We start from the raw sequence: 25,839 nt of genomic DNA, 5'->3' as shown, positions 1-25,839 counted from the left end.
GAGCGTTCATCTCGCTCGCGATAGGCAGATGCGACCAGCGACTGCCGGGTAGTCTGGGAGGACGTGAAGGCAAATGGTGTTCCGCGTGGATTTCCTCAGCGATGGCCGTGGTCATCGCCGCGGCAGCCAGAAGATACTTCTGGTTGAAGATTCGCGCATGTTTTCTTCTGTCCTGTCCCACCGGTTCCAAACCGAACTCGGCCTCAGCGTTACCCATTGCGGCTCGCTGAAGGCGCTGAATGAAGCGCTGGCGGAGGGGCACGGCTTCACCATGGCTGTGGTCGACCTCAATCTGCCGGATGCACCACATGGCGAGGCACTGGATGTCGCTATCGCTCATCATATTCCGACCGTGGTTTTCACCGCGTCCTTCGACATGGACATGCGCAACCGCATCATGGAGCGCAGCATTGTCGATTATGTTCTGAAGAACAATGAATTCGCGCTCGACAATCTCGTTTCCACCGTACGGCGCGCCATCTCCAATCGCGGCACGCGGGTGCTGGTGGTAGATGATGTCCCATCGGCGCGGCGCGTGCTGGTGGAGCTTCTGGAGGCGCAGCAGTTCAAGGTGGCCGAAGCCGGTACTGGCGTCGAAGCCTTGGCAATGCTTGACGACTATGGCGACATCGAAGTGGTGGTGACCGACCATCACATGCCAGATATGGATGGTTACGAGCTGACCCGGCGTATTCGCCACCGCTACGGTTCGGATCGGATGCGGGTCGTCGGCATCTCCTCTTCAAACGACCGTCTGTTGTCGGCGATGTTCCTGAAGGCCGGCGCCAGCGATTTCATCTATCGTCCGTTTGTGGCCGAGGAGCTGCAATGCCGCATCGCGCACAATGTCGAAACGCTGATGCAGCTCAAGCAATTGCGCGCCGCCGCCGCAAGCGATTATCTGACAGGGCTCTATAACAGACGCTATTTCTACGATCACGGCCCGCGGATCGTCAACGAGTGCCTGCGCCATCATCGGCCGACCTCGGTCGCGATCCTCGACATCGATCATTTCAAGCATCTGAACGACACCTATGGCCATGAGATCGGCGACCAGGTGTTGAAGGCCGTCGCCGGCCGGCTTCATTCCCTGTTCGAAGGCAGCGAGAACCTGCTGTCGCGTCTCGGCGGCGAGGAATTCGCTATCCTGTTCACCGAGATGGATTCACGCGCTGCAACGGCTCTTTGCGACGAGGTGCGCGTCAATCTCTCCAATTTGAAGGTGAATGCGGACGACGAGGAATTGTCGGTGACCGTGTCGATCGGAGTGGCCGAGATTGCGGGCCATGAGGCGTTCGAGAACTATCTCAACGCCGCGGACCAGTTTCTCTATATGGCCAAGCACAAGGGCCGCAATCAGGTCTATTCTGACGCCAAGATGACGGAGGAAGCGGCGGAATAGCCGCCTCCGCCGGCCAAGCTCAGACGACGACGCCGGTGCGGTTGCTCGACATGGTGAGCTTGCGCTCGGCGCGCTCCTGCTGTGGCGAGCGGTTGTAGAGTTCGCGATAACACTTGGAGAAGTGCGAGGCGGAAACGAAACCGCAGGCAACCGCCACTTCCACGACCGGCATGGAGGACTGCACCAGCAGGTGACGGGCACGGTCGAGCCGGATTTCCAGATAGTAGCGCGCGGGAGAGCGGCCCATTTCCTGGCGGAAGAGGCGTTCGATCTGACGGCGCGAAAGGCCGGCATCGTCGGCGATCTCCAGCAGAGACAGGGGCTCGGCGAGATTGCTTTCCATCAGCTCGATGATCGACAGCACCTTGGCATTCTGAACACCGAGGCGCGCGCGCAGCGGCAGACGCTGGCGGTCGTGCGGGCTGCGGACACGGTCGGTAAGCTGCTGCTCACAGACGCGGTTGACAAGGTTTTCGCCGAAATCCTGGCCGATCAGGTTGAGCATCATGTCGAGCGAAGCGGTACCGCCGGCGCAGGTATAGAGATTGCTGTCGACCTCATAGAGGTCGGCATAGACTTCCGCCTGGGGGAAGCTTTCGGCAAAGCCGGGGAGATTTTCCCAGTGAATGGCGCAGCGCTTGCCGTTCAGGAGGCCGGCCTGGGCCAGTACATGCGCGCCCGTACAGAGGCTGCCGACGGCAACGCCGCGATTATACGTCTCGCGCAGCCAGGCATTGACCGACTTATTGTGGAACTCCTCGACATAAATGCCCGAACAGACGAGCACCATGTTGGGCCGGTTTTCACCGCCAAGATTGCGGCGCTCGTCGGCAAGCGACGAATTGACTTCGAGGCCGATGCCGCTGGAGGAATAAACCTTCTGGCCATCTGTCGAGGCCAGTCGCCATGTATAGGCGGGGTAACCGAGCATGCGGTTTGCAATCCGCAGCGTCTCGACCGCAGCGGAAAACGGCAGCATGGTAAAATGGGGAACGAGGAAGAAAACCAGGGAACGCGTCTTAATCGGAGTCTTGCTCATATCAGGAAAATCCATGCTCCACGACCATGCCGTATTCCTTGCGTCAAATGCGTCGGCTCGATGGTCCAATAGCGACATTGGCATGGAAAATAGCGGCCGCAAAGAGATATTTGTGCAAGCTCACTAAAATTGACGCTTTAAATAAAGCGTGCGAGGCGGGTAAGCAATTTCCTGAAGCAACCAAATATATATTTCGACAATAATCAAAATAAAACCAAATACGCGTTTAGATGCATAAATGTTCGAAAGGCGACACCCGGCGTGGTTGAGCGTCGCCTTCAGAATTCAAAGCATATTGCGATCATCGCTGGACCTTGGAATTTTTGGCCTCATTGATGGCTGGCCAGCCAATGTCCTTGCGTATGTCGTCCGAAAGGGACTCGAGCTCGCGCTCGGAACGCCATTGCTGCCAGCGATCGACGATCCGCGTGATGAGCGGTACAAAAGTGGCGCTCGGCGGAAGCGAGCTATGCGTCCTGCCGGTGTGTCTATAGGTTATCGTGGTCATTTCAAGGTTCCTTCGGTTCTCAGATGCCCGAAAGGTCGCGACCTTTGCGAGCCAATATGGGGTTGCTTCACCTATCAATCAAGCGAATAGATTTTATAGCTGCCATTAGCATTCTTGAACGATCGCACGTTGGCGGGCTTCCGTTCGATGGCCGAAACTATGCGATCCGGCGGTAGGCCGCGGGCGTTGACATCGTCAATCAGATGCGCCGGGAAACGCGTTGCGATGTCATCGAGCGTGTGCTGCGCGGTGCGTTGAATTTCGCGGGCGCGCATGAGGTTGAACAAGCGAGAAGCCTCGCGAAGTGCTGTGCCAGCCATGGTCTTGCTCCTTTCGGCTGCCTCTATCAATTCCGTTAGACCTAATATGGTGCTTCGTTGACATTCAGACAAATGAAATGATATGGTGCTTAAAATCAGAAAAATTGAAGGATGCCGTTATGACCGTACCGTTTCGCCGGCCCATACCGTTGCTCGACAATGAAGTTCTGCGCACCTTCGTCGCCATTGCCGAAACCGGCAATTTTTCGACCGCCGCCGATGCGGTCTATCGCACGCCGTCCGCCGTCTCGATGCAGATCAAGAAGCTGGAAGAGCAACTCGGCGTGACGCTGTTCCTGCGCGACGCGCGTTCCGTCAGCCTGACGCAGCATGGCGAAATGCTGCTTTCCTATGCCCGCAACATCCTGGCTCTATCCAACGAGGCCGTGTCGCGCTTCATCATGCCGGAGCTTAGCGGTGTCGTGCGGCTCGGCGCGCCCGACGATATCGGTGAGCGCCTGTTGCCGAGCATTCTGAGGAGTTTTTCGGAGAGCTATCCGGGCATCATGGTCGATGTTACCGTCGACATGAGTCTTCAGTTGAAGAAGCGCATCGAGGAGCAGCGGCTGGATCTGGCGCTGATCAACTGCGCGACCCGGCCTTTCCCGACCGATGGCGAGGTTATCTATACCGAACGCCTGGTCTGGGCCGGCGCAAAATGCGGTACGGCTTACCGCCGCGATCCATTGCCGATCTCGATTTGGGAAGACGGCTGCATCTGGCGATCGGAAGCCTTGGCGCACCTAGAGCGGCACAAGCGGCCATATCGTGTTTCCTACCTCAGCGCACATACGATGGCGCAGCGCGCCGCCGTGGTTTCGGACTTGGCGGTGGCGCCGTTCCCGCGCTCCTACGTCACGGAGGACATGGAAATCCTTGGGCAGAATGAGGGGCTGCCGGAACTCACATCCTTCGACATTCGCCTGCTGACGGCATCGCAGATGACAGGGCCGATGAAGGCGGTGGCCGACAGCATCCGGCAGGCGTTCATAGAGATCGGGCGGAAAATGGCCGCATAACTACTGCCGGTCGCGTATTACTCGCGGCTGCGGCGGCGTCTGCGGCCGCCGCCTTCGCCGCTGGCATCATCAGCAAGTTGCTTGCGTTCCGGCAATGTAACGACCTTCGACAGTTCCGGAAAGGCGTCGACCTTGTTCGGCAAGGCCATGGCGTGGACGAAATGCTCCTGAAACTTTGATTCAAGCGCCGTCTCTATCTTCTCGATCTTGCTGACGGTTTCCTCGATTTCGCGGCGGTGGCCGCGGTTGAGGAGCGCCATGCGCGCGCCGGTGCCGGCGGCGTTGCCGACGGCCTTCACCTTGTCGAGGACGCAGTCCGGGATCAAGCCGAGCACCATTGCATATTTCGGGTCGATGAAGGTGCCGAAGGCGCCGGCAAGGCCGATGCGGTCGACATGGTCAACGCCCTGCTTGTCCATCAGCAGCTTGACGCCGGCATAAAGGGCGGCCTTGGCGAGCTGAATGGCGCGGATATCGTTCTGTGTTACCGTGATGCGGGGTTCGCCGTCGCGCAGCAGGTAGGAGAAGGTGCGGCCGTTCTGCAGGATGCGCGGCGAGCGCGCCGTCATGCTGCCATCGACGACGCCATCTTCGGAGATGATGCCGGTCAGGAACATCTCCGCGACCACCTCGATGATGGCCGAGCCGCAAATGCCGGTGACGCCGACTGTGGCGGCGGCCTCCGCAAAACCGGGTTCGTCCGACCATGGTTCGATGCCGATGACACGGTAGCGCGGCTCCAGCGTGATGGGATCGATCCGAACGCGCTCGATGGCGCCGGGAGCGGCGCGTTGGCCGCTGGAAATCTCGGCGCCTTCGAAGGCTGGGCCGGTCGGTGAGGAGGCTGCGACGACACGATTGCTATTGCCGAGCACGATTTCAGCGTTCGTGCCGATATCGACCAGCAGCATCATTTCGTCCTGCCGGTGCGGCCCTTCGGCCAGCGTTGCCGCGGCAGCATCGGCGCCAACATGGCCGGCGATGCAGGGCAACATATAGATGCGTGTGCCGGCATTCATCGGCAGGCCGACGTCCGTCGCGGTCAGATGCACGGCGCCGGAGACGGCGAGGGCGAAGGGCGCGCCGCCGAGCTCTGTCGGATCGATGCCGAGGAAAAGGTGGTGCATGATCGGATTGCCGACGAAGACCGCGTCCAGAATGTCCTGGCGCGATACGCCGCCATCGGCGCAGACTTTGTCGATCAGTCCGTTCAGTGCTTCGCGCACGGCGTTGGTCATGGCGCCGCGCCCGTCCGGATTCATCATCACATACGAAACGCGGCTCATAAGATCTTCGCCAAAGCGGATCTGCGGGTTGGACGCGCCTGCGGATGCCACCGTTCGGCCCGACAACAGCGAAGAGAGATGCATGGCGATCGTCGTCGAGCCGATGTCGCAGGCAATCCCGTAGGCTTCATTCTTCAGGCCTGGATAAAGCGCGATCAGGCGCGGATGGTCGCCCTCCTGATCCCGGTGGATCGCGGCCGTAACCTTCCACTCGCCCTTGCGCAGGGTCGATTGCAGCTGCGGGATGATATGGAAATCGACTTCGAGATTGTCGTATTTCCAGTCGGCGGCCAATGCGGCTTTCAGCCGGTCGAGATCGCCGGATGGTTTGTGCATGTCCGGTTCTTCGACCTCGACGTAGCACATATGCACGGCCGTATCGCGGGCGATGACGCGTTCGTCGGCGGCCTTGCGGACCACCTGCGCGTTGATCACCGTATCCTGCGGTACGTCTATGACCAGATCGCCCTGGATCAGGGCCGAACAGGAGAGGCGGCGCCCATCCGGCAAGTCGCGGACTTCGGCGTAGCGCCTTTCCTTGGGGCCGATCGGCGAAAGATGGTCGTTGGCGGAGACGATCTTATGTTTGGCGAAATTGCCTTCCTGCACGGACACCTGGCAGCGTCCGCATGTCGCGCGGCCGCCGCAGACGCTCTCAACATAGACACCAAGCTGCCGTGCCGCCTCCAGCACCGGTGTGCCGACCGCAAAACGGCCACGCTTGCCGGAGGGCATGAAGAGGACGAGGGGATTCGTGCTGTCGCTGGCTTGGGCCACGGATCAGTCTTTCTGTCTGGTGAGGCGGCGCACGTTCGAGCGAACGCGCGCGCTGTAAGGCTTGACGGCGGCTTGGGCCACCGCATCGGCAGCGCGACGCGATGAGGCGCTGCCGCCCTTTGCCATTGCTGTTATCGCCATGACGCCCTGTTGGGTGATGGCTATGTTGGCGGCGACGGCGCTTTCCGCCGCCGCCATCATCTTTTCCGAGATCATCCGGTTGAATTCCGCGGTGTTCAAAGTACCGCCGGTCATCGCTGCCATCCATATTTGCTGCGTGCGCATTGCAATTACGATGGGCGCCTGGAGCCACAACGTCGCAAGATCGTTGGAAAGCCGGCTGCTCGGATACATCGTTATTCCCTCGCTGCGCTTGCCCCAGCGCGGGCCGCGCGTCCACCACGCCGACCGCCGCCCGCTGCCGGCGCCGCCGTGGCGGCTGCTGCCGCGCCACCCTCTGCCGGCTTATAGTCGCGATAGGTCATGATCCAGTTGGTGCAATTCGCGTCGGTGCCGTTCAGCACGTTGGCGGCGCGCACGGCTTCCATTTCCTGCGGGCGGCACGGGTTCATGATCGCCGAGGTCATGCCAGCACCGATCACCATCGGGATGAAGCCGGCGTTGATGCCATGGCGGTGCGGCAGGCCGAAGGAAATGTTGGAGAGGCCGCAGGTGGTGTTGACCTTCAGCTCGTTGCGCAGGCGGTGTAGCAGCGCGAAGACCTGACGGCCGGCGTCGCCCAGCGCACCGATCGGCATGACGAGCGGATCGACGACGATGTCATGCGGCTTGATGCCGTGATCCATGGCGCGTTCGACGATCTTCTTGGCGACGGCGAAGCGAACATCGGGGTCCATGGAAATGCCGGTCTCGTCATTGGAAATGGCGACGACGGGCACGTCGTACTTTTTCACCAGCGGCAGGATGGCCTCGAGCTTCTCCTCCTCGCCGGTGACGGAGTTGACCAGCGGCCGGCCCTTGGCGACCTTCAGCGCCGCCTCGATAGCGGCCGTCACCGAGCTGTCGATCGACAGCGGCACGTCGACGAGGCCCTGGACGATTTCCAGCGTCTGCACCAGCAGGCCCGGCTCGGTCTCGTTTGGGTTGACCGAGGTCACGCCAGCGTTGACGTCCAGCATGGTTGCGCCGGCGGCTACCTGTTCCAGCGCGTCCTTGATGACCGTATCGAAATTGCCTTCGATCATCTCGGCGGCCAGCTTTTTGCGCCCCGTCGGGTTGATGCGTTCGCCAATCACGCAAAAGGGTTGGTCGAAACCGATGATGATTTCGCGAGTGGCTGAAGCAACGATGGTGCGCGTCATATCTGATCCTTTGGTCAGTTGGCCCGATAGGGGTGGTCTATCGTGCGATGATTTCGGTTACAAGCCAGGCCGGCTCCTCCGCGGGCCTGTTGCGAATATTCTCGTTCAATGCGTCTGGTGCGGCGGATGATGGGCGGCGGCTTCCGCCATTTGCTGCTGGTTCTCCTCCATGCCGCCGCGGATATGCTCCAGCCGCTCGGCGACGAGGTCGTCGGTGCGGCTTGCCTCGTGCTTCCAGGGCTGGCGACCTTTCAGGACGCCTGATTCATGCACCATCTCGGCGACATATTCTTCCTGGCGATAGGCCATGACGTGGATGCCGGAAACGCCCGCGATCTCCTTCACCTCGTTGATGATGTCGATGCAGAGCTGCTTGCCTTCCTTCTTCTGATCTTGAGCACCTTCGAGGCGCTTGATCACGGCGTCCGGAATATGCACGCCCGGCACGTTCGAGCGCATCCAGCGCGCGGTTTTGGCGGAAGCCAGTGGTCCGACACCGACGAGGATGAAGCATTTCTCATCCAGACCGAGATCCCTGACCTTGTTCATATAGTCGCGGAACATCGGCACGTCGTAGCAATACTGGCTTTGGACGAACTGCGCGCCGGCCTCGATTTTCTTCGCCAGGCGATAGGGCCGAAAGTCGTAAGGCGGCGCAAAGGGATTGATGGCAGCGCCGAGAAAGACTTTCGGCGGAGACGTCAGCTTGCGGCCGGAGAGGAACTTGGCGTTGTCGCGCATGATGCGCACGGTTTCGAGCAGCGACATGCAGTCGAGATCGAAAACCGGCTTGGCGCCCGGCTGGTCGCCGGCCTGAACGCCGTCGCCGGTCAGGCACATGATGTTGCAGACGCCCATGGCGGCGGCGCCCAGCACGTCGCCTTGAATGGCGATGCGGTTCTTGTCGCGGCAGGCGATCTGCATGATCGGCGCATAGCCCATGCGCGTCAGCAGCGCGCAGATGCCGACCGAGGACATATGGCAATTGGCGCCAGAGGCATCGACCGCGTTGATCCCGTCCACCCAGCCATCGAAGATCGAGGCGCGTTCGTAAACGTCTTCGGGGTTGGCGCTGTCGGGCGGGTTCAGCTCTGCCGTGACGGCGAACTCGCCGCGACGCAGCACGCGCTCCAGTCGCCCAAGCGAGGAATGGCCGGGCAGGGGATCGAGCGGCAGATGCGCGCCAAGCGGATTTTCATCAATATGCGCCATCGATCAGGCTTCCTTCTTCGTCGCTTCGCGCGCTGCCGCAGCTTCCGCCGTCACGCGCAGCCACGAGGATGTTTCGCGCAGCGACTGGTTCACCGGCTTCTGCACATTCAAGATCGCGTCGCCATTGACCATGTTGCGCGAGCCGTTCCAGGCCTGCACCCAGACGCAGGGCATGTCGGGCTCGACTTCGCAATTGCCATTGGCGCGCACGCCGCCGCAAGGTCCGTTGCGCAACTGCTTCGGACAGTTCATCGGACAGGACATGCCGGTCGACGACAATGCGCATTGGCCGCACATGCGGCAATCGAAGAGAAAACCTTTCACATTGCGCTCGATCACGGTGATCGGCCGTTCGACGCGCCCATAGCCGATCGCCTTCCAGAGCGGATGCAGCAGGAGGAAGGCGTCGGCGAAGCGATGATAAAACCACTCGAGGAAGCGCGAATGACGCACGGCCCAGAGACGGACGGTGTATTTGCGGCGGGCGCGGCGGTTCGGTGAAACACCCGATGGCGTATAGGCGCCGCTGGCCGCCTTCGCACCCGCTGCGGCATTGCCGGGTTTCTGGACAGCATCAGCCATTGTCACGGCCTCCAGCCTTTACCAATGCCACCAGGCGCTCACGATCATAGGCGGCTTCGAGTTCGCTTGCGGCGCTGTCGGCCTCTGCCTCCAGATCGTCGGAAACCGGCACGGGATCGGCCTTGCGCCATTCGGCCAGATAATCGTCGGTCTCGGCGGCGCCGGTGCGCATGGCGCACATGTCGATCGCTTCAGTGAAGCGCAGTGACAATTCACGCTTCGCCGTTTGCCGTCCTTTCTTGATGATGACCTGGGCAGGAATGTCCCGCCAGTAGACGACAATGCGATCTGCCATGCAAAATTCTCCTCTTTGTACAAGAATGCACGTCCGCCGGTCTGGGGACTGCGCTTGCGGCGACGCGGCCCATGCCAAAAAACGACGCGGTGTCGAAACCGTCTTCGCAACCGCAACCTCTAGTCACCTCTAGGTGACATCGTCTTGTTTTTCGGTGGGATTTGAAGCTTTCAGCATGAGCGCGTCCCGGGGCCGCCGCAAGTGGGGAGGCGGAAAACAATGTCGTAATCAGACCGCCAGCAATTCGTGGGCGAGATCGCCATAGCCTGTGAAGCGGTATTCATAGTCGAGGCCGAGATAGGCTGCCGCAGCCTTCGCCTTTTCCTGCAGCGCCGGATCCTCTTCCTGCGAGAGATAGACGACCTTCCGGTAATTGCCGAAATACATTTCCTTCAGCTCCGGGTGCCGGTCGAGGCCGAGGGGCACGATGACGAAGGCTTCGAACTGGCGGGCCAGAAAATCGGTGAGGAAAAACGAAGTGATGTCGTCATCGCGGGCTGCAAAAGCGTCGTTGCCGCTGAAGAAGGAATAGCAGTGCGGGCCGGAGAGGCGCTCGATACCTTCGCGCTCGCAGATCCTGTCGATATCGCCACCCGTGCCGCAATCGGCATAGCCGATGAAAATCTTCTCGAAGCCGCGCGAGCGGGCATCGGCAATCGCGTCCTTAAGCGCGGGCGCGATCTTCTGTGGATAGGAGTGATAGATGGCGGGAAGACAGTGCAGGTCGATATGATCGAGGCTATTAATTCTGGCGATCGCCAATATTTCGCGCGCGATTGCACCGCACGCGATCACATGAACCTTTTGCGCGATTGTGCGTTTATCTCGCGGAGTCGTTGTCTCCGCCTTTTGTCGATCAATATCCATTTCCGAAAGGGCTTCCGATCATGACTACACCGACACTGACCAAAATCGCCGCCGCCTGCGCGATCCTCATGGCGCTCGCTTCATGCGCCAACACAATTCGCGGCATGGGCAGAGATACCGCCAACGCCGTCAACGCGACCCAGGATGCCGGCCATAAGGTCAAGAAGGCGGCTCAATAACTGATTTGGTGTGCCGATCGGCCGGCGGCAACCCTGTGGATGCCGCCGCCTTGGCATTCGTGATTAGGCGCTGGCAGCGTGGCTGTTGTGCTTGCGCTTCATAAAGTCCTTGGCGGTTTCGACCGCGACGGCCGCGTCACGGCAGTAGGCATCGGCACCGACAGCCTTGCCGAACTCTTCGTTCAACGGCGCACCGCCGACGAGGACCACGTAATCGTCCCGCATGCCCTTTTCCTTGAGCGTGTCGATGACAACCTTCATGTAGGGCATCGTCGTCGTCAGCAGCGCCGACATGCCGAGAATATCGGGCTGTTCACGCTCGATGGCGTCGAGATAGTTTTCGACCGGGTTGTTGATGCCGAGGTCGATAACATCGAAACCAGCGCCTTCCATCATCATGCCGACGAGGTTCTTGCCGATATCGTGAATGTCGCCCTTGACGGTGCCGATCACCATCTTGCCGAGCTTCGGCGCACCGGTCTCGGCCAGCAGCGGCCGCAGGATCGACATGCCGGCCTTCATCGCATTGGCGGAAAGCAGCACTTCGGGAACGAAGAGAATGCCATCGCGAAAGTCGATGCCGACGATGCGCATGCCTTCGACAAGCGCCTGGGTCAGGATATCGTAAGGCGTCCAGCCACGTTCGAGGAGGATATTGGTCGCTTCCTCGATTTCCTCCTTCAGTCCGTCATAGAGGTCATCGTGCATCTGCTGCACGAGTTCCTCGTCCGAAAGTTCCGCGAGAATGATTTCATCGTCAGACATGCGCTCCATCCCGTTTTCGTGCGATGCATCAGGGGTTTGTATAAAACACTGCTATCATTACCGATAGACCCGAAGCCTAACAAAACCCTTTTCGAAAGCGACGTAGTGCAGATAAATCGCGACGGATGGACATGAAGCAATTTCGCCCCACCCATGTCTGTCCTATGCTAGTCGCTGGCGCATAAAGGAATGTCCGTGCGACGGAATCGGGTAGCATGGGGCAATGTACAGACGCATTCATGCGCAAGAGTGAGGAAGCATCATGGACGATATGATTGAGCAACCGGCCGCAGGCGGCGATGGTGGCGGACGGCGTTCGCGCGGCGAGGGAAGAGGTGCGGCCGCGCGGCGCGCATCGCGCAGCGGCGGCGGGCCAGGTCCGTCGCTTCCATATATTACCCGCAAAATCGGCGTCTACGAAGTGCTGGACGAAGAGGGCCTGCAGCTTATCGAGCGCAATGCCGATAAGGTGCTCGAGGAAATCGGCATTGAGTTTCGCGACGATGCGGAAGCGTTGGCGCTCTGGAAGGAAGCCGGCGCCGACGTCAAGGGGCAGCGGGTCCATTTCCCCAAGGGGCTTTGCCGCGAACTCTTGAAGACCGCGCCGAAGGAGTTCACCTGGAATGCGCGCAACAGCGCCCGCAACGCCCATGTCGGCGGCAAGGGGACGATTTTCGCGCCGGTCTACGGACCGCCCTTCGTCCGCGATCTCGAAGGCAATCGCCGTTACGCGACGATCGAGGATTTCCGCAATTTCGTGAAGCTCGCCTATATGGCGCCGTCGATCCATTCGTCGGGCGGCACGGTCTGCGAGCCGGTCGACATTCCCGTCAACAAGCGCCATCTCGATATGGTCTACAGCCATATCAAATATTCCGATAAGCCGTTCATGGGCTCGGTCACCGCGCCGGAACGCGCCGAAGACACGGTCGCCATGGCGAAGATCGTCTTCGGCGATGATTTCGTCGAAAACAATTGCGTCACGCTGAACCTGATCAACGCCAACTCGCCGATGGTGTTCGACGAGACCATGCTCGGCGCATTGAAGGTCTATGCGCGCCACAACCAGGCTTCTGTCGTTTCGCCCTTCATCCTCTCCGGAGCGATGAGCCCGGTGACGGTTGCCGGTACGCTGACGCAGATCCTGGCCGAAGTTCTGGCCGGCGCTTCCTTCACGCAGTTGATCCGCAAGGGATCGCCGGTGCTCTACGGCACCTTCGCTGCGTCCATCTCCATGCAGTCGGGCGCGCCGACCTTCGGCACGCCGGAACCATCGCTGGTTTCCTACGGTTCGGCCCAGCTTGCCCGCCGTCTCGGCCTGCCGTTCCGTACCGGCGGTTCGCTCTGCGCCTCCAAGGTGCCGGATGCGCAGGCGGCGCATGAATCGGCCAACACGCTGAACATGACGCTGCTTGCCGGCACGAACTTCGTGCTGCATGCTGCCGGCTGGCTCGAAGGCGGCCTCGTCTCGTCCTACGAGAAGTTTATGATCGACCAGGACCAGCTCGGCATGATGCAGAAAATGGCCGAGGGCGTCGATCTTTCGGAAAATGGCCAGGCGCTGGATGCGATCCGCGAAGTCGGTCCCGGCAGCCACTATCTCGGCTGCGGCCATACGCAGGCCAATTTCCAGACGGCCTTCTACCGTTCGGCACTGGCTGACAATAACTCCTTCGAGCAGTGGGAAATTGAGGGCCAGAAGCGCGTCGAGGAACGTGCCAATGCGCTTTGCCGCTCCTGGCTCGACCACTACGAAGCACCGCCGCTGGATCCTGCGATCGATGAGGCGCTGCTGGCCTACATCCAGAAGCGCAAGGATTCGATGCCGGACGCTTTCACCTGAAGAGAGCCCGAGGCCGCCAGGGAGCAAGGCGGCGCGGTACGCGTCGCCGATCTGATTCAGAAAGAGGTCTGGCGGCCGCACTATCAATATAAGGGGCCGCGATGAGCGGCGGCTCCGTCATGGTTGATGAACTCCGTGCGGCGCTTGCTCCGCACGGAGTTTTTGTTCGCGGGACGGTTACCTTCGGCGAAGGTGAGGGGCCGCTACTAGCCGATGGGATGCCGGCACGGAGCGTGATCCTGCTCGGCAATATCGGCGGCTCGATCTGGGAGCCGTTTTCCCGGTGGCGGCAATCGTCCGAAAGTGCCGACCGCAACGATCCGCTGGACGAGTGGTCGAAGGCAGTCATACGGCCTATCGCCGCAGCATTCGAGGCGACAGCCTATTTCCCCTCCGATCCGCCGTGGCAGCCCTTTCAGCGATGGGCAATGCAGGCGGAGGGCTTGAAGGCATCGCCGCTCGGCATCCTGATCCATCCGGACTATGGCCTATGGCACGGCTATCGCGGTGCGCTCGGGTTTGCCTCTGTGATTGAAGGGGCAGGGATGGCCGTTACGCATCCCTGCGACCATTGTGCCGAAAAGCCGTGCCTGACCGCCTGTCCCGTCGACGCCGTTGCGTCCACCGGCTTCGATGTTGCGGCTTGTCGGTCGCATCTCCGCACGGACACAGGGAAAACCGGCTGCATGGCAGGTGGTTGCCTAGCGCGCAATGCCTGTCCGGTGGGCTCGGCCTACCGCTATTCGCAGGCGCAGCGCGCCTTTCACATGGCGGCACTTAAGCCCTAAAAAGACGAGCAATTTCCTTCTTTTGCCGCATTTCCGTTGCGCTCTAATGTTTGAGAAATTCGCTGCGGAGTTGTGCGCTTGATCCGATTGCTGATAGCCCTTGCCCTGCTCGCCTGCGCCACCACGGCTTTTGCCGATGAGGCCTGCCGCAAGGTCCTGCATCTCGGCGACAGCTACACGGTCTGCACCTTCGATCCTTCAATCGACGGCATCCGGCTCTATCAGAACGACCGTAGCGGCAAGCCCTATGGTTCGTTCCGGGCGCTGGAAGACGATCTGCGCCAGGACCGCATCTATGTTCGATTTGCCATGAATGGCGGCATGTACCGGGACGATCAGTCGCCGGTGGGCCTCTATATCGAAGAAGGTAGGCAGCAGAGAGCGATCAACGTCAACAAGGGATGGGGCAATTTTCATCTGCTGCCGAACGGCGTGTTCTACATTCAGCCGGGCCATGCCGGCATCATGGAGAGCAAGGCCTTCGTGGCTTCCGGCATCAAGCCGTTCTACGCAACGCAATCCGGCCCGATGCTCGTGATCGACGGCAAGCTGCATCCGTCGTTCCTGGCAGACAGCACCAGTTTCAAGACACGCAACGGCGTCGGCGTTTCGGCGGACGGTAAGGTGATCTTCGCCGTGTCCGACGGCGCCGTCCGCTTCCACGATTTCGCGACCTTGTTCCGTGACGATCTCGGCTGCGCCAATGCTCTCTTCCTCGACGGCAGCATCTCCAGCCTCGATATACCGGAATGGCAGAGACGGGACGAATTATTCCCGCTCGGCCCGATTATCGCGGTCACGGCGTTGCTGCCGGACTGAGGAAGCCTCAAACGAACTGTTCGATATAGGTGAGAATATCGAACAACCCATCCTTGGGACCGGGATTGGCCGGAAAGTTCTGGGTGAAGCGAAGGAAAGCCCTTGGCTTGTCGGACCTATCGAGTTGCGGAGCTTCCCGGCTTAAGCGTTCCCGGATCGATGGCGGCAGAAGATTGATCGTCGTGTCGTCGACGATCGGCTCGACAATCACTGGTTCGCCATTGAATGCGATTGCTTCCGTTGCGGCGGTCGCGATGCCGGCGAGCTTGCGGATCTGATCGTAGGATTCCGGCGGCAGCGGCGCGGGGTGATAGGCCGCCATGCGATGATACATGATGTAAGCCTCGACCCAATTTTGCGCGTTGACATGCAGGCGCATCGCAACCGCCTGACGCTGTAGCATGAATTGCGTGATGCGCTGCATCAGGGACGTCCGGTACTCGGCGGGAAGCCGGCCGTCGCGAAGGGCTTGCGAGGCAAGATATTCCAGGCCGCCCCTATAGCTATCCCATTGGAACATGCATTCCTTGTTGCCCTGCTGCAGGCGCGGGTCATCGGAAACTGCCGTCACGCGCGCGAAGGGTTCCGGCATGAAGAGGATGTCGGCCTTGTCGAGCGCGCGGGTCGTATAGAGAAATGCCCAGAAGATGAAAGGCGTCGGGCTGGAGATGGCCTTGGCCAGAACATCGCGCCTGATGATCATGAACTCGGGGAAGACGTGCTGCTCCAGAATGAATTCCAGCATCGAATGGAAATCGCCCTTCGCGTGACGCGTCGGGTAGGGCAGGTGATAAAAGGGTTGCATGTCTCCGCCACCCGGCCGTCCATCGACGAGCATCCACGGCGCCTGCACCATGCCGATCCGCTGATCGTCCGTCATCAAGCGGATATATTCGACGACCTTTTCCGGAATGAGCAGGTCATCGTCGCCAAGGAAAACCGCGTACTGGCCGCGGGCGCGCTGCATAGCGAAGGCATAGTTGCTGAGAAAACCGGCATTGCTTGCGCGCCTGTAGGCGTTGATTTCCGGATGATGCGAGATGGATTGCACATAGGCAGCGGTATTGTCGGTGGAGCAGTCGTCGACGATCACGATCTCGAAGGGAATGCCGAGCCGGCGAAAGGCCTCCAGGTGGAAGCTTACATTGCGCTCAAGCATGAACTGCCGATTGTAGGTCGGAACGCAGATCGAAAGGACGGGGGATTCAATAGAGGACATCGACTTCTCCAGGGGCATCGGCGCGATTCGGAGCGCAAGCTTTGCCGTTGCATAGGAGAGATTGCTTTCGTGGGGCTGTCCTTGTCCGCCCTTGATCCCCTTAAGCCGCGCCGAACGGGCATCGATCCAACCACGACATCTCTCAGACAGCCTGACGCAAGCCATGGCTGGAATCCTGTGCGCAGTGGGTGGGGTCAAGGAAGGACTTCTTATGCAAATCAACTCGGGCTGGAATCTCGCTGTGTCCGGCGAACAACTGATGCCTCTGGGAGCGCCGGAAGGATCGGCTGCCGCAGGTCAGGGGCGCATCGCCGTCGATCTCGAAGTTCCAGTGACATGGTTTCCAATCGCCCAGGACGGAGACCGCCATCGCTGGATGTTCGTGCGGCTGTGTTCCGTTCTTGCGCAGCGTCCGGTTTCGGTGAACATGTCGCTTGTCATGGGCGGCGTCCATCACATGCCACGCAATGCACCCGAGGGCGGCATCGTGCTTTCGTACCATTCGGTGGGCGACGAGCCGAATGTATGGCGCATCAAGGAGACGCCTATTGCCGGATGGTATTCCTTCGACGCCAACGGTTTCTCCGGCTGGAGCTCGCTTGCTCGCTTTCCGCAGAATCATGCCCCCGCAATCGACCGCATGGACACCCATGCCGCGCGTCAGCGTATCGGCGCGTTGCGCGACGAGCTGCGCAAACGCAATTTGTCCAAATACAATCAGTCCTCGGAAAGTTTCGACGTCTCTCGTCCCTATGTCTATTTTCCGTTGCAGAAGGTGGATGACCCGGTCGCGGAATTCTGCCGGCTGAACACGCTTGAGGTCCTTTATCGCGCGGCGGAGCTGGCGGATCAGACAGACACCTTGCTGGTTGTGAAGCGTCACCCTCTTTGCGAGAGCATTGTCATCGGGCAAACGCTGGACGATCTGCGTCGGAAGTTCAGGAACGTCATCGTCTCCAACGCCTCGATTCACCGCCATCTCGAAGGCTGCAATTCCGTTATCGTCGCCAATTCCGGCGTCGGAATGGAAGCGCTCCTCTACGGAAAGCCGGTCTTTTCCTTTGCGGCGAGCGAATATGAGCTGGCAACGACCGCGGTCTCGTCTCTCGATGAGCTTCACAAGGCATTCTCAGCCGTCTTGCCCGCCGATGATGGTCGCGCGGCGAGGTTTCTCGCATATTATCTCGATCACTGCTGCTTCTCGATCTACGATATCTCCACCATCGAGCAGCGCGTGGACCATGCGCTTTCGAAGATTTCCCGCCCGGCCGGAATCATGCCGCACGACGATCGCAAGGAGCTCTTCCGGGCATATGGCCAGGTCGAAGACTTCAGGCGCATGTTCACCAAGTCTCAGGCGGAACTCGCCAACGTGCAGAGAATCGCCCGCCAGGCAGTCGAGCTTGCCGACCGTCTAGCCGCTGAAAAGAATGAGGCTGTCCGCCCCGCCGGACATTCGGCGGATGCCGATGTCATGCTGGAAGCGGCAACCCAGGCGGCTATCACCCTGCATCAGGCTGCCCTTGCGGCAAGTATCGGCGAAATGGTCGTCGGCAACACCTCGCGCGAAGCATTCATACGCTATGCGGAGCTTGCCGTGAAAATGCGTGGGAATCCGCTCGCCGAGGCTGCCATCGATGCCGAATTGCTGCGCAGCGGCTACGCATCGGGGTTGGATCCCGCCGTCGCCCACCGGAACACCACGGCAAACGACTATCAGCGCCTGCATGACACCGCCAAAGGCTATCAGGAAAACAACTGGCTGGTCGATCACTGCGATATCATCAACATGGCATCTCCGAGAGTGGTCGTAGAGGTTGGTTGCGGCAATGGCCGGTTCCTGCACGAGATCGCGCGCCGCGTAGAGACTGTCATCGGGCTCGATTGGGCTCGATCAGCGCAGATGGGAGAACTTCCGGCCAACGTCATGTTCCGGACGACGAATGTCCTCGTCGACAATCTCCCGCAGGGTGATGTCTGCTGCTCGGCCGACGTTCTTGAACATTTCGAGCCGCGTGTGCTGCCGCAGCTCCTGCGCAAGATGCACGGCAGTGCGCGAATCAACTATCACGTTATCGCCTGCTACGATGACGGACACAGCCATTGCGCGGTTCTCCATCCCGGACAATGGCTTGGCCTGTTTAAAAGCATCGACCCGGCCTACGAGCTTGCCGCCGTGGTGACGCGGCCATCCCGTCCCGATCGTCTGGTTTGCGTGATCACCAACCTGAAGCAGGCCCCGGACCAGTTTCCGAATCTCGGTCGCATAGTGGGCACCTGGGCGACCAATACGGGTCAGCAGGTGACGTTCCTGAACGATTTCACCGTCCGCGTCGGCGGGCAGGCTGTCGCGACCTGGTTCCCCATGGCGGACGGATCCGCTGCTATGAACTGGACCAATTCGAAGATGATCGATCTGCTGCGGCCTGCTCCGGATGGCCGGGTCATGCAGATCAACAATCTGAACGGCGAGGCGTACGAGGTACATCGCGTCAATTGAGTGTCGTCCCGCCAGGGCAGCCGGACGAAAATCAGACAGGCCGAGGAATAGGGGCAATCCATGACATCATTTGCCGCGAGTAATCTGCAAACTCTTTCGCATGCGGAGCGTGTGGCAATTGCAGAACAATGGGCTGATGCTCCGCCTTTGCAGGCAGAGATGCTTTCAGGCACATTCTGGCAATTGAGCGATCTGAACGGGCGGCAGTTGTTGCCGTTCGTCGTGCTTGCCCCCGAGGGAATTGTCGGCAACGCCTTTCACGGATCGCTGGATCACTGGTACGTGGCCAATGGTAAACTTTGCATCCTCGACAGCCAGGGGATGCCGACGATCGTATTCACCGCGGCTCGTGTCGTGAATTCGGTGGTCGTGGCGCTTGCCGGCCACGCCGTCCTTGGCGGCGTCGAAGCGATCTACATTCTGAACCTCGTTGATCATCCGCCGCATCCGGTATCGCCGACATCGCCTCATGTCGCGCGTCGGGCGATGTTCCTCAAGCAGCCGCCGGTGGGTGCGCGCCGGGCAAATCTCGTTGTCGTCCGCGCCAACGGTTCATCCTTGCATCCGCGCTGGTTCGAAGGGCTCGACGACAATACGCGCACCTGGGATCTCTGCGTAAGCTGGTACGGCGACGAAACCCCCGACGCATCGGTTTCGCCGGAATACCTGACCCATGCGCCGAACCAACGGAAATTCAAACCGATCTTCGATCTGTTTTACGAAGGCAGCCCGCTTTGGGATTACGATCGCATCTGGTTGCCCGATGACGATCTGCTATGCAGCGGATCGGATTTGAACAAGATGTTCCATTTGTCACGCAAATACGGGCTCGATCTGGCTCAGCCATCGCTTCGCCAGGAGCCCGGTTGCCACATCAATCATCCGATAACCGCTCAGCGCCAAGGGCGCGACGTCCGCTTCGAACCCTTCGTCGAGATCATGTGCCCGCTCTTTTCGCGCCGGGCACTGCGCATTTGCGTCGGCAGCATCAAGGATGCGGTTTCGGGCTATGGCCTGGATCATTTGTGGCCTTCATTCCTCGGCCGGCCCGCGGCGCGCATGGGCATCATCGACGCTGTCGGTATCGTTCATACCCGGCCGATCGGTGCGAGCTATGATGTCCGCTCTGCAATTGCCGAGCAGGCGGCGCTTTGGAACGCCTATGGGTTTACCTACACGAGAATTCCAGGCGTGAACTGATGCGCCCGGCTGTGTGGCCATGTGTCGTGGGCGCAGCCGAGCCAGCAAGCTGATTTCCTTTCCAATCCCGGGGACCTGAAAGTTTCATGATCGATTTTTCCAACGTTGACCTGCTGATCGTCGGCGCAGGTTTCTATGGCGCGACGATTGCCGAACGGGTTGCGAACGAACTGCAAAAGAATGTCCTGCTGATCGATCGCCGCAGCCACATCGGCGGCAATGCCTATAGCGAATTCGACAGCGAAACCGGAATTGAGGTCCACCGTTACGGCGCGCATCTTTTCCATACGCCGAACGAAACCGTCTGGACCTATCTGAACAGGTTCACCGGATTTACCGATTACAAGCACCGGGTCTATTCGACCTACCGGGATCAGGTCTACTCGATGCCGATCAATCTCGGCACCATCTCCCAGTTCTTCAACCGGCGTCTTTCTCCGGCCGACGCGCGGACGCTGATCGCGGATCAGGCGGCCGAGATGGCCGGTCGCAATCCGGCGAATTTGGAAGAGAAGGCGATTTCCCTGATCGGTCGGCCCTTATACGAGGCGTTCATCCGCGGCTACACCGCAAAGCAGTGGCAGACCGACCCCCGCGATCTGCCGGAGCATATCATCACGCGGCTGCCGGTCCGCTACACCTACGACAACAGATATTTCAACGACAAATACGAGGGTCTGCCGGTCGACGGATATACGGCGATCTTCGAGCGGATGCTGAAGCATCCCAAGATCAATATCGCCCTTGGTGTCGATTTCTTTTCGCTGAAATCCTCGCTGCCGCCGAATCTGCCGATCGTCTATACAGGGCCGATCGATCGGTATTTCGACTATTCGGAAGGGGAATTGGGCTGGCGCACGATCGATTTTGAACAGGAAACCGTCAACACCGGCGATTTCCAGGGCATGGCGGTCATGAACTATGCCGATGAGACCATCCCCTATACGCGTATCCTCGAGTTCCGCCACTTCAATCCCGAGAGAAGCTATCAAACGGAAAAGACCATCATCGTAAGGGAATATTCGCGCTCGGCGCAGCGAAAGGATGAGCCCTATTATCCGATCGACACCCGGCAGGATAAGGATGTCTTCCTGCGATACCGGGCACGCGCGGAAGCGGAAACCAACGTCCATTTCGGGGGACGGCTCGGCACCTACCGATATCTCGACATGCACCAGGCAATCGGCGCGGCCCTGAAGGCGTTCGAGAGCCGCGTCGTTCCGCATTTCACCGAGGGCCGTATCCTCGGCGGCGAAAAATAGGCTTTGAGCTGAACTCAGAGGATCAGCATGTACATCGTTTTCGAACGATGCCATCATTCGAGATGTGGGCGGAATGACCATTCAAAGGACATTCCGCCCGATTGTTTTTATCCCCGGCGACGGCGCTCGCGTGAGGGCGCGGCTCCGCCTTCGTTGGCGGTCTTGTTGCGCAACGGGCCGATCCGCTCGACGATCGTTTCCAGCGTCGGGCGCGGGCCGGGCGTGTAGCTGTCGAGCGCCTCGCGCATGGCGGCGAGGTGGCCGCAGGAGGTGCCGCAGCAGCCGCCGATGATCTTGGCGCCGGCGTCGCGGGCGAGGCGGGCGTAATCGGCCATCAGCGGCGGCGTGCCGGAATAGTGGATCTCGGCGCCGCGATATTCCGGAATGCCGCAATTGCCTTTGACGATCACGGCCGCAGCAGGATCGGCATCGGTCATGTCGAGCAGGCTCGAGAGGATATCCGATGCGCCGACGCCACAATTGGCGCCGACAGCGAGCGGACCTTCGCCGACATCGTTGGCGACACCATGAATGTCCTTCGGGTGCAGGCCCATCATCGTCTTGCCGGCGGTGTCGAAGGAGCCGGTATAGGTGTAGGGCAGGCCGACCTTGACGGCGGCTTCGGCGGCGGCGCGGATTTCCTCCGGCGACGACATGGTCTCGATCCAGGCGACATCGACGCCGCCGGCCTTCAGGCCTTCGATCTGCTCGGCGAAGGCGGCAACAGCGTCCTCATAGGTCAGCGCACCAAGCGGCATTAACAATTCGCCGGTTGGGCCGACGGAGCCGGCGACGATGACCTTGCGGTTAGCCTTGTCGGCGACAGCGCGGGCGATCTCGGCTGCCTGCTTGTTCAAGCTGTGAACGCGGTCCTGCGCGTGGTGCAGCTTCAGCCGGTGGCGGGTACCGCCGAAGGTGTTGGTGAGAATGATGTCGGCGCCAGCGTCGACGAAATCCTGGTGCAGTTTGGTGATCCGCTCGGGATGCTGTTCGTTCCAGAGTTCCGGCGCTTCACCGGCCTCCAGGCCCATGGCGAAAAGATTGGTACCGGTCGCGCCATCAGCGAGCAGCACGCCCTTTTCGGCAAGAAGATCGGTCAAGGGATTGGCTGTGACGGTCATGGCGTCTCCTCGAATGCGTCGGATAAATCGGATTGAAATGCAGATATAAACATTTCTTTATATGAGTACAATGCCGGGATAAAGGCAGAGGTTGCTCGATAATGCGATGGACAAGAAAAAAGCGCCCAGGGCAGGGCGCTTTTTCGCTTCATGATGGAGGTTCGTTTCAGGCTGCTGCCATCTGCGCCGCTTCATGCGTCGTCGGCGTCACCATGGCGGCGATGATGGTTTGCAGGTCGATTGCGCCGATCGGCCGGCCGCCGGCATCGGTGACGACGGCAGCGGTCTGTCCGCCGTCGGTCATCTGTTTGGCCGCCATTTCCAGCGTCATGTCGCCGGATATGCGTACGCCGTGCGCCTCGCCAACAATCGGCTTCATGATCGTCTGAGCCTGAATAACGCGGCCGCGATTCACTTCCTTGACGAAGGCGGTGATGTAGTCGTCGGCAGGTTTCAGCACGATTTCCTGGCCGCTGCCCTGCTGCACGACCTTGCCGTCCCTAAGAATGGCGATCTTGTCGCCGAGGCGCAGTGCTTCGTCGAGATCGTGGGTGATGAAGACGACGGTTTTCTTCAACTCCTTCTGCAAGTCGAGAAGCACGGTCTGCATGTCGACACGGATCAGCGGGTCAAGTGCTGAATAGGCTTCATCCATCAACAGGATGTCGGCATCGTTGGTGAGCGCGCGGGCAAGGCCGACGCGCTGCTGCATGCCGCCGGAAAGCTGGTTCGGATAGTGGTTCTCGAACCCCTTCAGGCCGACGCGCTCGATCCAGTATTGGCCTTTCTTCTGGCTTTCTGTCCGGGCCACGCCCTGGATGTCCAGGCCGTAGATGGTGTTTTCGATCACCGTGCGGTGCGGCAGCAGGGCGAATTTCTGGAACACCATCGCCGTCTTGTGACGGCGGAACTCGCGAAGGGAATTTTCGCCCATCTTGCAGACGTCGACGCCGTCATAGAGGACTTCGCCGGCGGTCGGTTCGATCAGCCTGTTGATATGGCGGATCAGCGTCGATTTGCCGGAGCCGGAGAGACCCATGACGACCGTAATGGCGCCGGCCGGCATATCGATATTGATATCCTGCAGGCCGAGGACATGGCCATGCGTCTCGTTGAGCTCGGCCTTGCCGATGCCGTTTTTCACCGCATCCACATAGTCGCGCCCGCGTGGGCCGAAGATCTTGTAGAGGCTTTTGATCTGGATCGCATGACTAGCCATGGATGACCTCCGAGTGCTTCTGGAGCCGTCTGCCGTAGGCCTGGCTCGTGCGGTCAAAAATAATGGCGATCGCGACCAGGGCGAAGCCGTTGAGGAAGCCGACTGTGAAGAACTGATTGTTGATCGCCTGCAGCGTGTTCTTGCCAAGCCCGCCGACGCCGACCATCGAGGCGACGACGACCATGGCGAGCGACATCATGATGGTCTGATTGATGCCGGCCATGATAGTGGGCAGCGCCAACGGAATCTGCACGTTGAACAGCTTCTGCCGGTGCGACGAGCCGAAGGCGTCGGCTGCCTCAAGCACTTCTTTATCAACGAGGCGGATGCCGAGATTGGTTAGCCGGATCATCGGCGGAACGGCATAGATGACGACAGCGATCAGGCCAGGGACCTTACCGATGCCGAAAATAACGACGACGGGGATGAGATAGACGAAACTTGGCATCGTCTGCATCACGTCGAGGGTAGGGTTGATGATCGATTGCAGCCGATCGGAACGTGCCATCAATATGCCGATCGGCAGGCCGATGACGATCGCGATCAGGGTGCAGACGGTCACCATGGCAAGGGTCACCATCGTGTCGCCCCAGAGGCCACAGACGCCAATCAGGATCATGGAAATAGCGGTGCCGGCGACGATCTTGAGATTACGGCTGGCGGCGTAGACGACGGCCATCATGACGAAGAGCACAATGAACCAAGGCGTATTGGTGAAAAGCCATTCCAGATAGTTCAGAAACCATTGCAGCGGCTGAACCACGGCATCGATGACATTGCCGTAAGCCCGCACTATTCCTCTGAAGCCATCATCGATATTCTTGCGCGCGGCGCGAATGAGAGTGTCGTCGATCGCCGGAAAATTACATAGAACATCCGGCAAAAAACTACATTGTATAGCCATGAAATTCCCCTTCTTGTCCGGTTTTGACCAGCCCGTGCGTGTGGCCTTCACGTGCGGATGGTGGGCAGCGCTGCGACCGGTTCGTCAGACTGCTGTTTATTTTTTTACACCATTTGAAGGCGCCATCCTGCGCTTGTTGCGACCTAAGGCCGCGTTACTCCGTCGATATGGGCGTCGACGCCGCGGCTGCGAATATGGAACTGGCGGCCGACGCAGTGCCGGCCGCCAGTCCACGCGTTTCATGTCAAAGCGAAGCCTTCACCTTGGTGGCTACTTCTGGAGATACCCACTTGGTCCACATATCGGGGTAGGTCTTCAGGAAGTATTTTGCGCCGTCTTCGTTGGTGCCCTGATTGTCCGTCATCCAGGCCAGAACCTTGCCGACCGTGCCGTTGTCCCATTTGCGGGTCTTGACGTAATCCATGGCAATACCTGCCTTGGAGGCAAACGCCTTGGTCACGACGGTATAGACGTCGGAAACCGGATAGGAGTTGACCTTCGGATTGGCGCAATCCTGGATGGCCGTGCAGGCATCCCATTCCTTCTTGTCATGCGGCACGTTGAAGCTCAGGCGCACCATCTCGTACTTGCCGAGGATCGCGGTCGGAGCCCAGTAGTAGCCGAGCCAGCCGGTCTTCTTTTCGAAGGCGTTGGCGATCGAGCCGTCGAGACCAGCGGCCGAGCCGGTGTCCACCAGCGTGAAGCCGAGCTTCTCGGCGCCAAGCGCCTTATAGAGATTGGCCGTGGAAATCTGGCAGTTCCAGCCCGACGGGCAATTGTAGACTGCGCCCTTTGAGGAATCTTCCGGGGCGGGGAAAAGTTCCGGATGCTTCAGCGCGTCCTGAACGGTCTTGATATCCGGATGGGCGTCGGCCATGAATTTCGGAATCCACCAGCCTTCGACGCCGCCGTCGCTGAGAAGGGGGGCGGCCTCGATCAGGCGGCCTTCGGAAACGGCCTTGTCGAGCGCGGTGCGCACGGCATTGACCCAGAGTTCGGGCGCGACATCGGGCTCGCCCTTCTCGTCCATGGAGGCGAAGGTCGGCTGCGTGTCGCCGGTGACCAGCGTCACGTTGCAGCCATAGCCGTTCTGCAGGATGATCTTGTCGACCTGCGCGGCGACGCCGGCGGACGCCCAGTTCATTTCAGCAATTGACACGTCGCCGCATTCCGCAGCCTGCGCCGAGCCAGCCAAAGCATAGGCACCAAATGCAAAGATGGCGGAAGCAATGAGCTTCTTCATTGGATAATGTCTCCCAGTTCTCGTTAAGTTACGGGAATCGACTCCAGCAGACATGATGCCTGCCGATCCCCCGTCAGCGTGGTCGCACCACAACCGTTCACTCGCCGCTGACGACGTCTGTCCGGTCCCCTGTTTTTCAGTCGTGCGC

25 protein-coding genes are annotated in these 25,839 nt (G+C 60.0%); 9 read left to right on the top strand and 16 right to left on the bottom strand.

Annotated features, from left to right (window positions below):
* Nucleotides 1-73 precede the first annotated feature (73 nt).
* Nucleotides 74-1,402, top strand: coding sequence for a diguanylate cyclase (locus QA648_RS08535; protein WP_104823408.1), 1,329 nt, complete (start codon nt 74-76; stop codon nt 1,400-1,402).
* Nucleotides 1,403-1,421: 19 nt separating this feature from the next.
* On the opposite strand, the gene QA648_RS08530 is transcribed toward QA648_RS08535, so the two are convergent.
* The 3 genes from QA648_RS08530 to QA648_RS08520 form a co-directional block, all read right to left on the bottom strand.
* Nucleotides 1,422-2,441, bottom strand: coding sequence for a GlxA family transcriptional regulator (locus QA648_RS08530; protein ID WP_348632693.1), 1,020 nt, complete (start codon nt 2,439-2,441; stop codon nt 1,422-1,424).
* Between the two features lie 301 nt (nt 2,442-2,742).
* Nucleotides 2,743-2,949, bottom strand: coding sequence for a hypothetical protein (locus tag QA648_RS08525; protein WP_283050856.1), 207 nt, complete (start codon nt 2,947-2,949; stop codon nt 2,743-2,745).
* 74 nt (nt 2,950-3,023) lie between these two features.
* Nucleotides 3,024-3,269, bottom strand: a complete 246-nt coding sequence (locus tag QA648_RS08520; protein ID WP_104823405.1) for a hypothetical protein — start codon at nt 3,267-3,269, stop codon at nt 3,024-3,026.
* 77 nt (nt 3,270-3,346) lie between these two features.
* Between QA648_RS08520 and QA648_RS08515 the strand changes: the two genes are divergently transcribed.
* Complete coding sequence (locus QA648_RS08515) at nt 3,347-4,288, top strand: LysR family transcriptional regulator (protein ID WP_283050853.1); 942 nt, start codon at nt 3,347-3,349, stop codon at nt 4,286-4,288.
* Between the two features lie 17 nt (nt 4,289-4,305).
* On the opposite strand, the gene QA648_RS08510 is transcribed toward QA648_RS08515, so the two are convergent.
* The 7 genes from QA648_RS08510 to QA648_RS08480 all read right to left on the bottom strand — a co-directional run bounded on the left by QA648_RS08510 (nt 4,306) and on the right by QA648_RS08480 (nt 10,629).
* On the bottom strand, nt 4,306-6,309 hold the full coding sequence (locus QA648_RS08510) for an ASKHA domain-containing protein (RefSeq protein ID WP_283051274.1): 2,004 nt from the start codon (nt 6,307-6,309) through the stop codon (nt 4,306-4,308).
* Nucleotides 6,310-6,354: 45 nt separating this feature from the next.
* The gene (locus QA648_RS08505) at nt 6,355-6,615 is read right to left on the bottom strand and encodes a hypothetical protein (RefSeq protein WP_349254302.1); all 261 of its coding nucleotides are present in this window, start codon (nt 6,613-6,615) and stop codon (nt 6,355-6,357) included.
* Between the two features lie 92 nt (nt 6,616-6,707).
* A complete protein-coding gene (locus QA648_RS08500; RefSeq protein WP_104823402.1) occupies nt 6,708-7,673 on the bottom strand; it encodes a methyltetrahydrofolate cobalamin methyltransferase in 966 nt (321 codons plus the stop codon).
* 105 nt (nt 7,674-7,778) lie between these two features.
* On the bottom strand, nt 7,779-8,885 hold the full coding sequence (locus QA648_RS08495) for a methylenetetrahydrofolate reductase (RefSeq protein WP_283050849.1): 1,107 nt from the start codon (nt 8,883-8,885) through the stop codon (nt 7,779-7,781).
* 3 nt (nt 8,886-8,888) lie between these two features.
* Nucleotides 8,889-9,467 (bottom strand): methylenetetrahydrofolate reductase C-terminal domain-containing protein, encoded by a 579-nt coding sequence (locus tag QA648_RS08490; RefSeq protein WP_104823400.1) that lies wholly within the window; start codon nt 9,465-9,467, stop codon nt 8,889-8,891.
* Entirely contained in the window at nt 9,460-9,762 is a 303-nt protein-coding gene (locus QA648_RS08485) for a virulence factor (protein WP_104823399.1), read from the bottom strand. Before QA648_RS08485 ends, QA648_RS08490 begins: the two co-directional genes overlap by 8 nt.
* Nucleotides 9,763-9,990: 228 nt before the next feature.
* Nucleotides 9,991-10,629, bottom strand: a complete 639-nt coding sequence (locus QA648_RS08480) for a DUF1638 domain-containing protein (protein WP_283050847.1) — start codon at nt 10,627-10,629, stop codon at nt 9,991-9,993.
* Between the two features lie 20 nt (nt 10,630-10,649).
* Between QA648_RS08480 and QA648_RS08475 the strand changes: the two genes are divergently transcribed.
* Nucleotides 10,650-10,808: an entericidin gene (locus tag QA648_RS08475; RefSeq protein ID WP_283050846.1), complete on the top strand. Its 159-nt coding sequence runs from the start codon at nt 10,650-10,652 to the stop codon at nt 10,806-10,808.
* Nucleotides 10,809-10,871: 63 nt separating this feature from the next.
* Here QA648_RS08475 and QA648_RS08470 read toward each other — a convergent pair whose 3' ends face one another.
* Complete coding sequence (locus tag QA648_RS08470; RefSeq protein ID WP_104825124.1) at nt 10,872-11,573, bottom strand: B12-binding domain-containing protein; 702 nt, start codon at nt 11,571-11,573, stop codon at nt 10,872-10,874.
* A 262-nt stretch (nt 11,574-11,835) separates the two neighbouring features.
* Between QA648_RS08470 and QA648_RS08465 the strand changes: the two genes are divergently transcribed.
* The 3 genes from QA648_RS08465 to QA648_RS08455 all read left to right on the top strand — a co-directional run bounded on the left by QA648_RS08465 (nt 11,836) and on the right by QA648_RS08455 (nt 15,023).
* A complete protein-coding gene (locus QA648_RS08465) occupies nt 11,836-13,416 on the top strand; it encodes a trimethylamine methyltransferase family protein (RefSeq protein ID WP_104823396.1) in 1,581 nt (526 codons plus the stop codon).
* Nucleotides 13,417-13,517: 101 nt separating this feature from the next.
* Complete coding sequence (locus QA648_RS08460; protein WP_283050843.1) at nt 13,518-14,204, top strand: ferredoxin; 687 nt, start codon at nt 13,518-13,520, stop codon at nt 14,202-14,204.
* Nucleotides 14,205-14,285: 81 nt separating this feature from the next.
* A complete protein-coding gene (locus QA648_RS08455; RefSeq protein WP_283051272.1) occupies nt 14,286-15,023 on the top strand; it encodes a phosphodiester glycosidase family protein in 738 nt (245 codons plus the stop codon).
* A 7-nt stretch (nt 15,024-15,030) separates the two neighbouring features.
* Here QA648_RS08455 and QA648_RS08450 read toward each other — a convergent pair whose 3' ends face one another.
* Nucleotides 15,031-16,242, bottom strand: coding sequence for a glycosyltransferase family 2 protein (locus tag QA648_RS08450; RefSeq protein ID WP_283050840.1), 1,212 nt, complete (start codon nt 16,240-16,242; stop codon nt 15,031-15,033).
* A 211-nt stretch (nt 16,243-16,453) separates the two neighbouring features.
* Between QA648_RS08450 and QA648_RS08445 the strand changes: the two genes are divergently transcribed.
* From QA648_RS08445 to glf, 3 genes are all read left to right on the top strand, one after another.
* Nucleotides 16,454-18,742: a hypothetical protein gene (locus tag QA648_RS08445; RefSeq protein ID WP_283050838.1), complete on the top strand. Its 2,289-nt coding sequence runs from the start codon at nt 16,454-16,456 to the stop codon at nt 18,740-18,742.
* 60 nt (nt 18,743-18,802) lie between these two features.
* Complete coding sequence (locus tag QA648_RS08440; RefSeq protein WP_283050836.1) at nt 18,803-19,942, top strand: DUF707 domain-containing protein; 1,140 nt, start codon at nt 18,803-18,805, stop codon at nt 19,940-19,942.
* 86 nt (nt 19,943-20,028) lie between these two features.
* The gene (gene glf / locus QA648_RS08435) at nt 20,029-21,204 is read left to right on the top strand and encodes a UDP-galactopyranose mutase (protein ID WP_283050834.1); all 1,176 of its coding nucleotides are present in this window, start codon (nt 20,029-20,031) and stop codon (nt 21,202-21,204) included.
* 107 nt (nt 21,205-21,311) lie between these two features.
* Here the strand turns inward: glf and bmt are convergent, their stop codons facing one another.
* The 4 genes from bmt to QA648_RS08415 form a co-directional block, all read right to left on the bottom strand.
* Nucleotides 21,312-22,325, bottom strand: coding sequence for a betaine--homocysteine S-methyltransferase (bmt, locus tag QA648_RS08430; protein WP_283050832.1), 1,014 nt, complete (start codon nt 22,323-22,325; stop codon nt 21,312-21,314).
* Between the two features lie 166 nt (nt 22,326-22,491).
* A complete protein-coding gene (locus tag QA648_RS08425) occupies nt 22,492-23,544 on the bottom strand; it encodes a glycine betaine/L-proline ABC transporter ATP-binding protein (protein WP_104823388.1) in 1,053 nt (350 codons plus the stop codon).
* Entirely contained in the window at nt 23,537-24,448 is a 912-nt protein-coding gene (locus QA648_RS08420; RefSeq protein ID WP_104823387.1) for a proline/glycine betaine ABC transporter permease, read from the bottom strand. The genes QA648_RS08425 and QA648_RS08420 overlap by 8 nt, the downstream gene beginning before the upstream one ends.
* A 244-nt stretch (nt 24,449-24,692) precedes the next feature.
* Nucleotides 24,693-25,691, bottom strand: coding sequence for an ABC transporter substrate-binding protein (locus QA648_RS08415; protein WP_104823386.1), 999 nt, complete (start codon nt 25,689-25,691; stop codon nt 24,693-24,695).
* Between the last annotated feature and the right edge of the window lie 148 nt (nt 25,692-25,839).

The sequence above is a fragment of the Rhizobium sp. CB3171 genome (genome assembly GCF_029714265.1).
Classification (GTDB): domain Bacteria; phylum Pseudomonadota; class Alphaproteobacteria; order Rhizobiales; family Rhizobiaceae; genus Rhizobium.
This window is presented reverse-complemented; position numbering and strand designations above follow the sequence as displayed.

What these genes read in the sequence shown, in the direction of transcription:
- glf (WP_283050834.1), top strand. Translation starts at nt 20,029, where the DNA reads ATGATCGATTTTTCCAACGTTGACCTGCTGATCGTCGGCGCAGGTTTC.
- QA648_RS08510 (WP_283051274.1), bottom strand. Translation starts at nt 6,309, where the DNA reads ATGCCCTCCGGCAAGCGTGGCCGTTTTGCGGTCGGCACACCGGTGCTG.
- QA648_RS08500 (WP_104823402.1), bottom strand. Translation starts at nt 7,673, where the DNA reads ATGACGCGCACCATCGTTGCTTCAGCCACTCGCGAAATCATCATCGGT.
- QA648_RS08490 (WP_104823400.1), bottom strand. Translation starts at nt 9,467, where the DNA reads ATGGCTGATGCTGTCCAGAAACCCGGCAATGCCGCAGCGGGTGCGAAG.
- QA648_RS08535 (WP_104823408.1), top strand. Translation starts at nt 74, where the DNA reads ATGGTGTTCCGCGTGGATTTCCTCAGCGATGGCCGTGGTCATCGCCGC.
- QA648_RS08525 (WP_283050856.1), bottom strand. Translation starts at nt 2,949, where the DNA reads ATGACCACGATAACCTATAGACACACCGGCAGGACGCATAGCTCGCTT.
- bmt (WP_283050832.1), bottom strand. Translation starts at nt 22,325, where the DNA reads ATGACCGTCACAGCCAATCCCTTGACCGATCTTCTTGCCGAAAAGGGC.
- QA648_RS08505 (WP_349254302.1), bottom strand. Translation starts at nt 6,615, where the DNA reads ATGGCAGCGATGACCGGCGGTACTTTGAACACCGCGGAATTCAACCGG.
- QA648_RS08420 (WP_104823387.1), bottom strand. Translation starts at nt 24,448, where the DNA reads ATGGCTATACAATGTAGTTTTTTGCCGGATGTTCTATGTAATTTTCCG.
- QA648_RS08530 (WP_348632693.1), bottom strand. Translation starts at nt 2,441, where the DNA reads ATGAGCAAGACTCCGATTAAGACGCGTTCCCTGGTTTTCTTCCTCGTT.
- QA648_RS08520 (WP_104823405.1), bottom strand. Translation starts at nt 3,269, where the DNA reads ATGGCTGGCACAGCACTTCGCGAGGCTTCTCGCTTGTTCAACCTCATG.
- QA648_RS08465 (WP_104823396.1), top strand. Translation starts at nt 11,836, where the DNA reads ATGGACGATATGATTGAGCAACCGGCCGCAGGCGGCGATGGTGGCGGA.
- QA648_RS08475 (WP_283050846.1), top strand. Translation starts at nt 10,650, where the DNA reads ATGACTACACCGACACTGACCAAAATCGCCGCCGCCTGCGCGATCCTC.
- QA648_RS08415 (WP_104823386.1), bottom strand. Translation starts at nt 25,691, where the DNA reads ATGAAGAAGCTCATTGCTTCCGCCATCTTTGCATTTGGTGCCTATGCT.
- QA648_RS08460 (WP_283050843.1), top strand. Translation starts at nt 13,518, where the DNA reads ATGAGCGGCGGCTCCGTCATGGTTGATGAACTCCGTGCGGCGCTTGCT.
- QA648_RS08515 (WP_283050853.1), top strand. Translation starts at nt 3,347, where the DNA reads ATGATATGGTGCTTAAAATCAGAAAAATTGAAGGATGCCGTTATGACC.
- QA648_RS08480 (WP_283050847.1), bottom strand. Translation starts at nt 10,629, where the DNA reads ATGGATATTGATCGACAAAAGGCGGAGACAACGACTCCGCGAGATAAA.
- QA648_RS08440 (WP_283050836.1), top strand. Translation starts at nt 18,803, where the DNA reads ATGACATCATTTGCCGCGAGTAATCTGCAAACTCTTTCGCATGCGGAG.
- QA648_RS08495 (WP_283050849.1), bottom strand. Translation starts at nt 8,885, where the DNA reads ATGGCGCATATTGATGAAAATCCGCTTGGCGCGCATCTGCCGCTCGAT.
- QA648_RS08450 (WP_283050840.1), bottom strand. Translation starts at nt 16,242, where the DNA reads ATGTCCTCTATTGAATCCCCCGTCCTTTCGATCTGCGTTCCGACCTAC.
- QA648_RS08425 (WP_104823388.1), bottom strand. Translation starts at nt 23,544, where the DNA reads ATGGCTAGTCATGCGATCCAGATCAAAAGCCTCTACAAGATCTTCGGC.
- QA648_RS08445 (WP_283050838.1), top strand. Translation starts at nt 16,454, where the DNA reads ATGCAAATCAACTCGGGCTGGAATCTCGCTGTGTCCGGCGAACAACTG.
- QA648_RS08470 (WP_104825124.1), bottom strand. Translation starts at nt 11,573, where the DNA reads ATGTCTGACGATGAAATCATTCTCGCGGAACTTTCGGACGAGGAACTC.
- QA648_RS08485 (WP_104823399.1), bottom strand. Translation starts at nt 9,762, where the DNA reads ATGGCAGATCGCATTGTCGTCTACTGGCGGGACATTCCTGCCCAGGTC.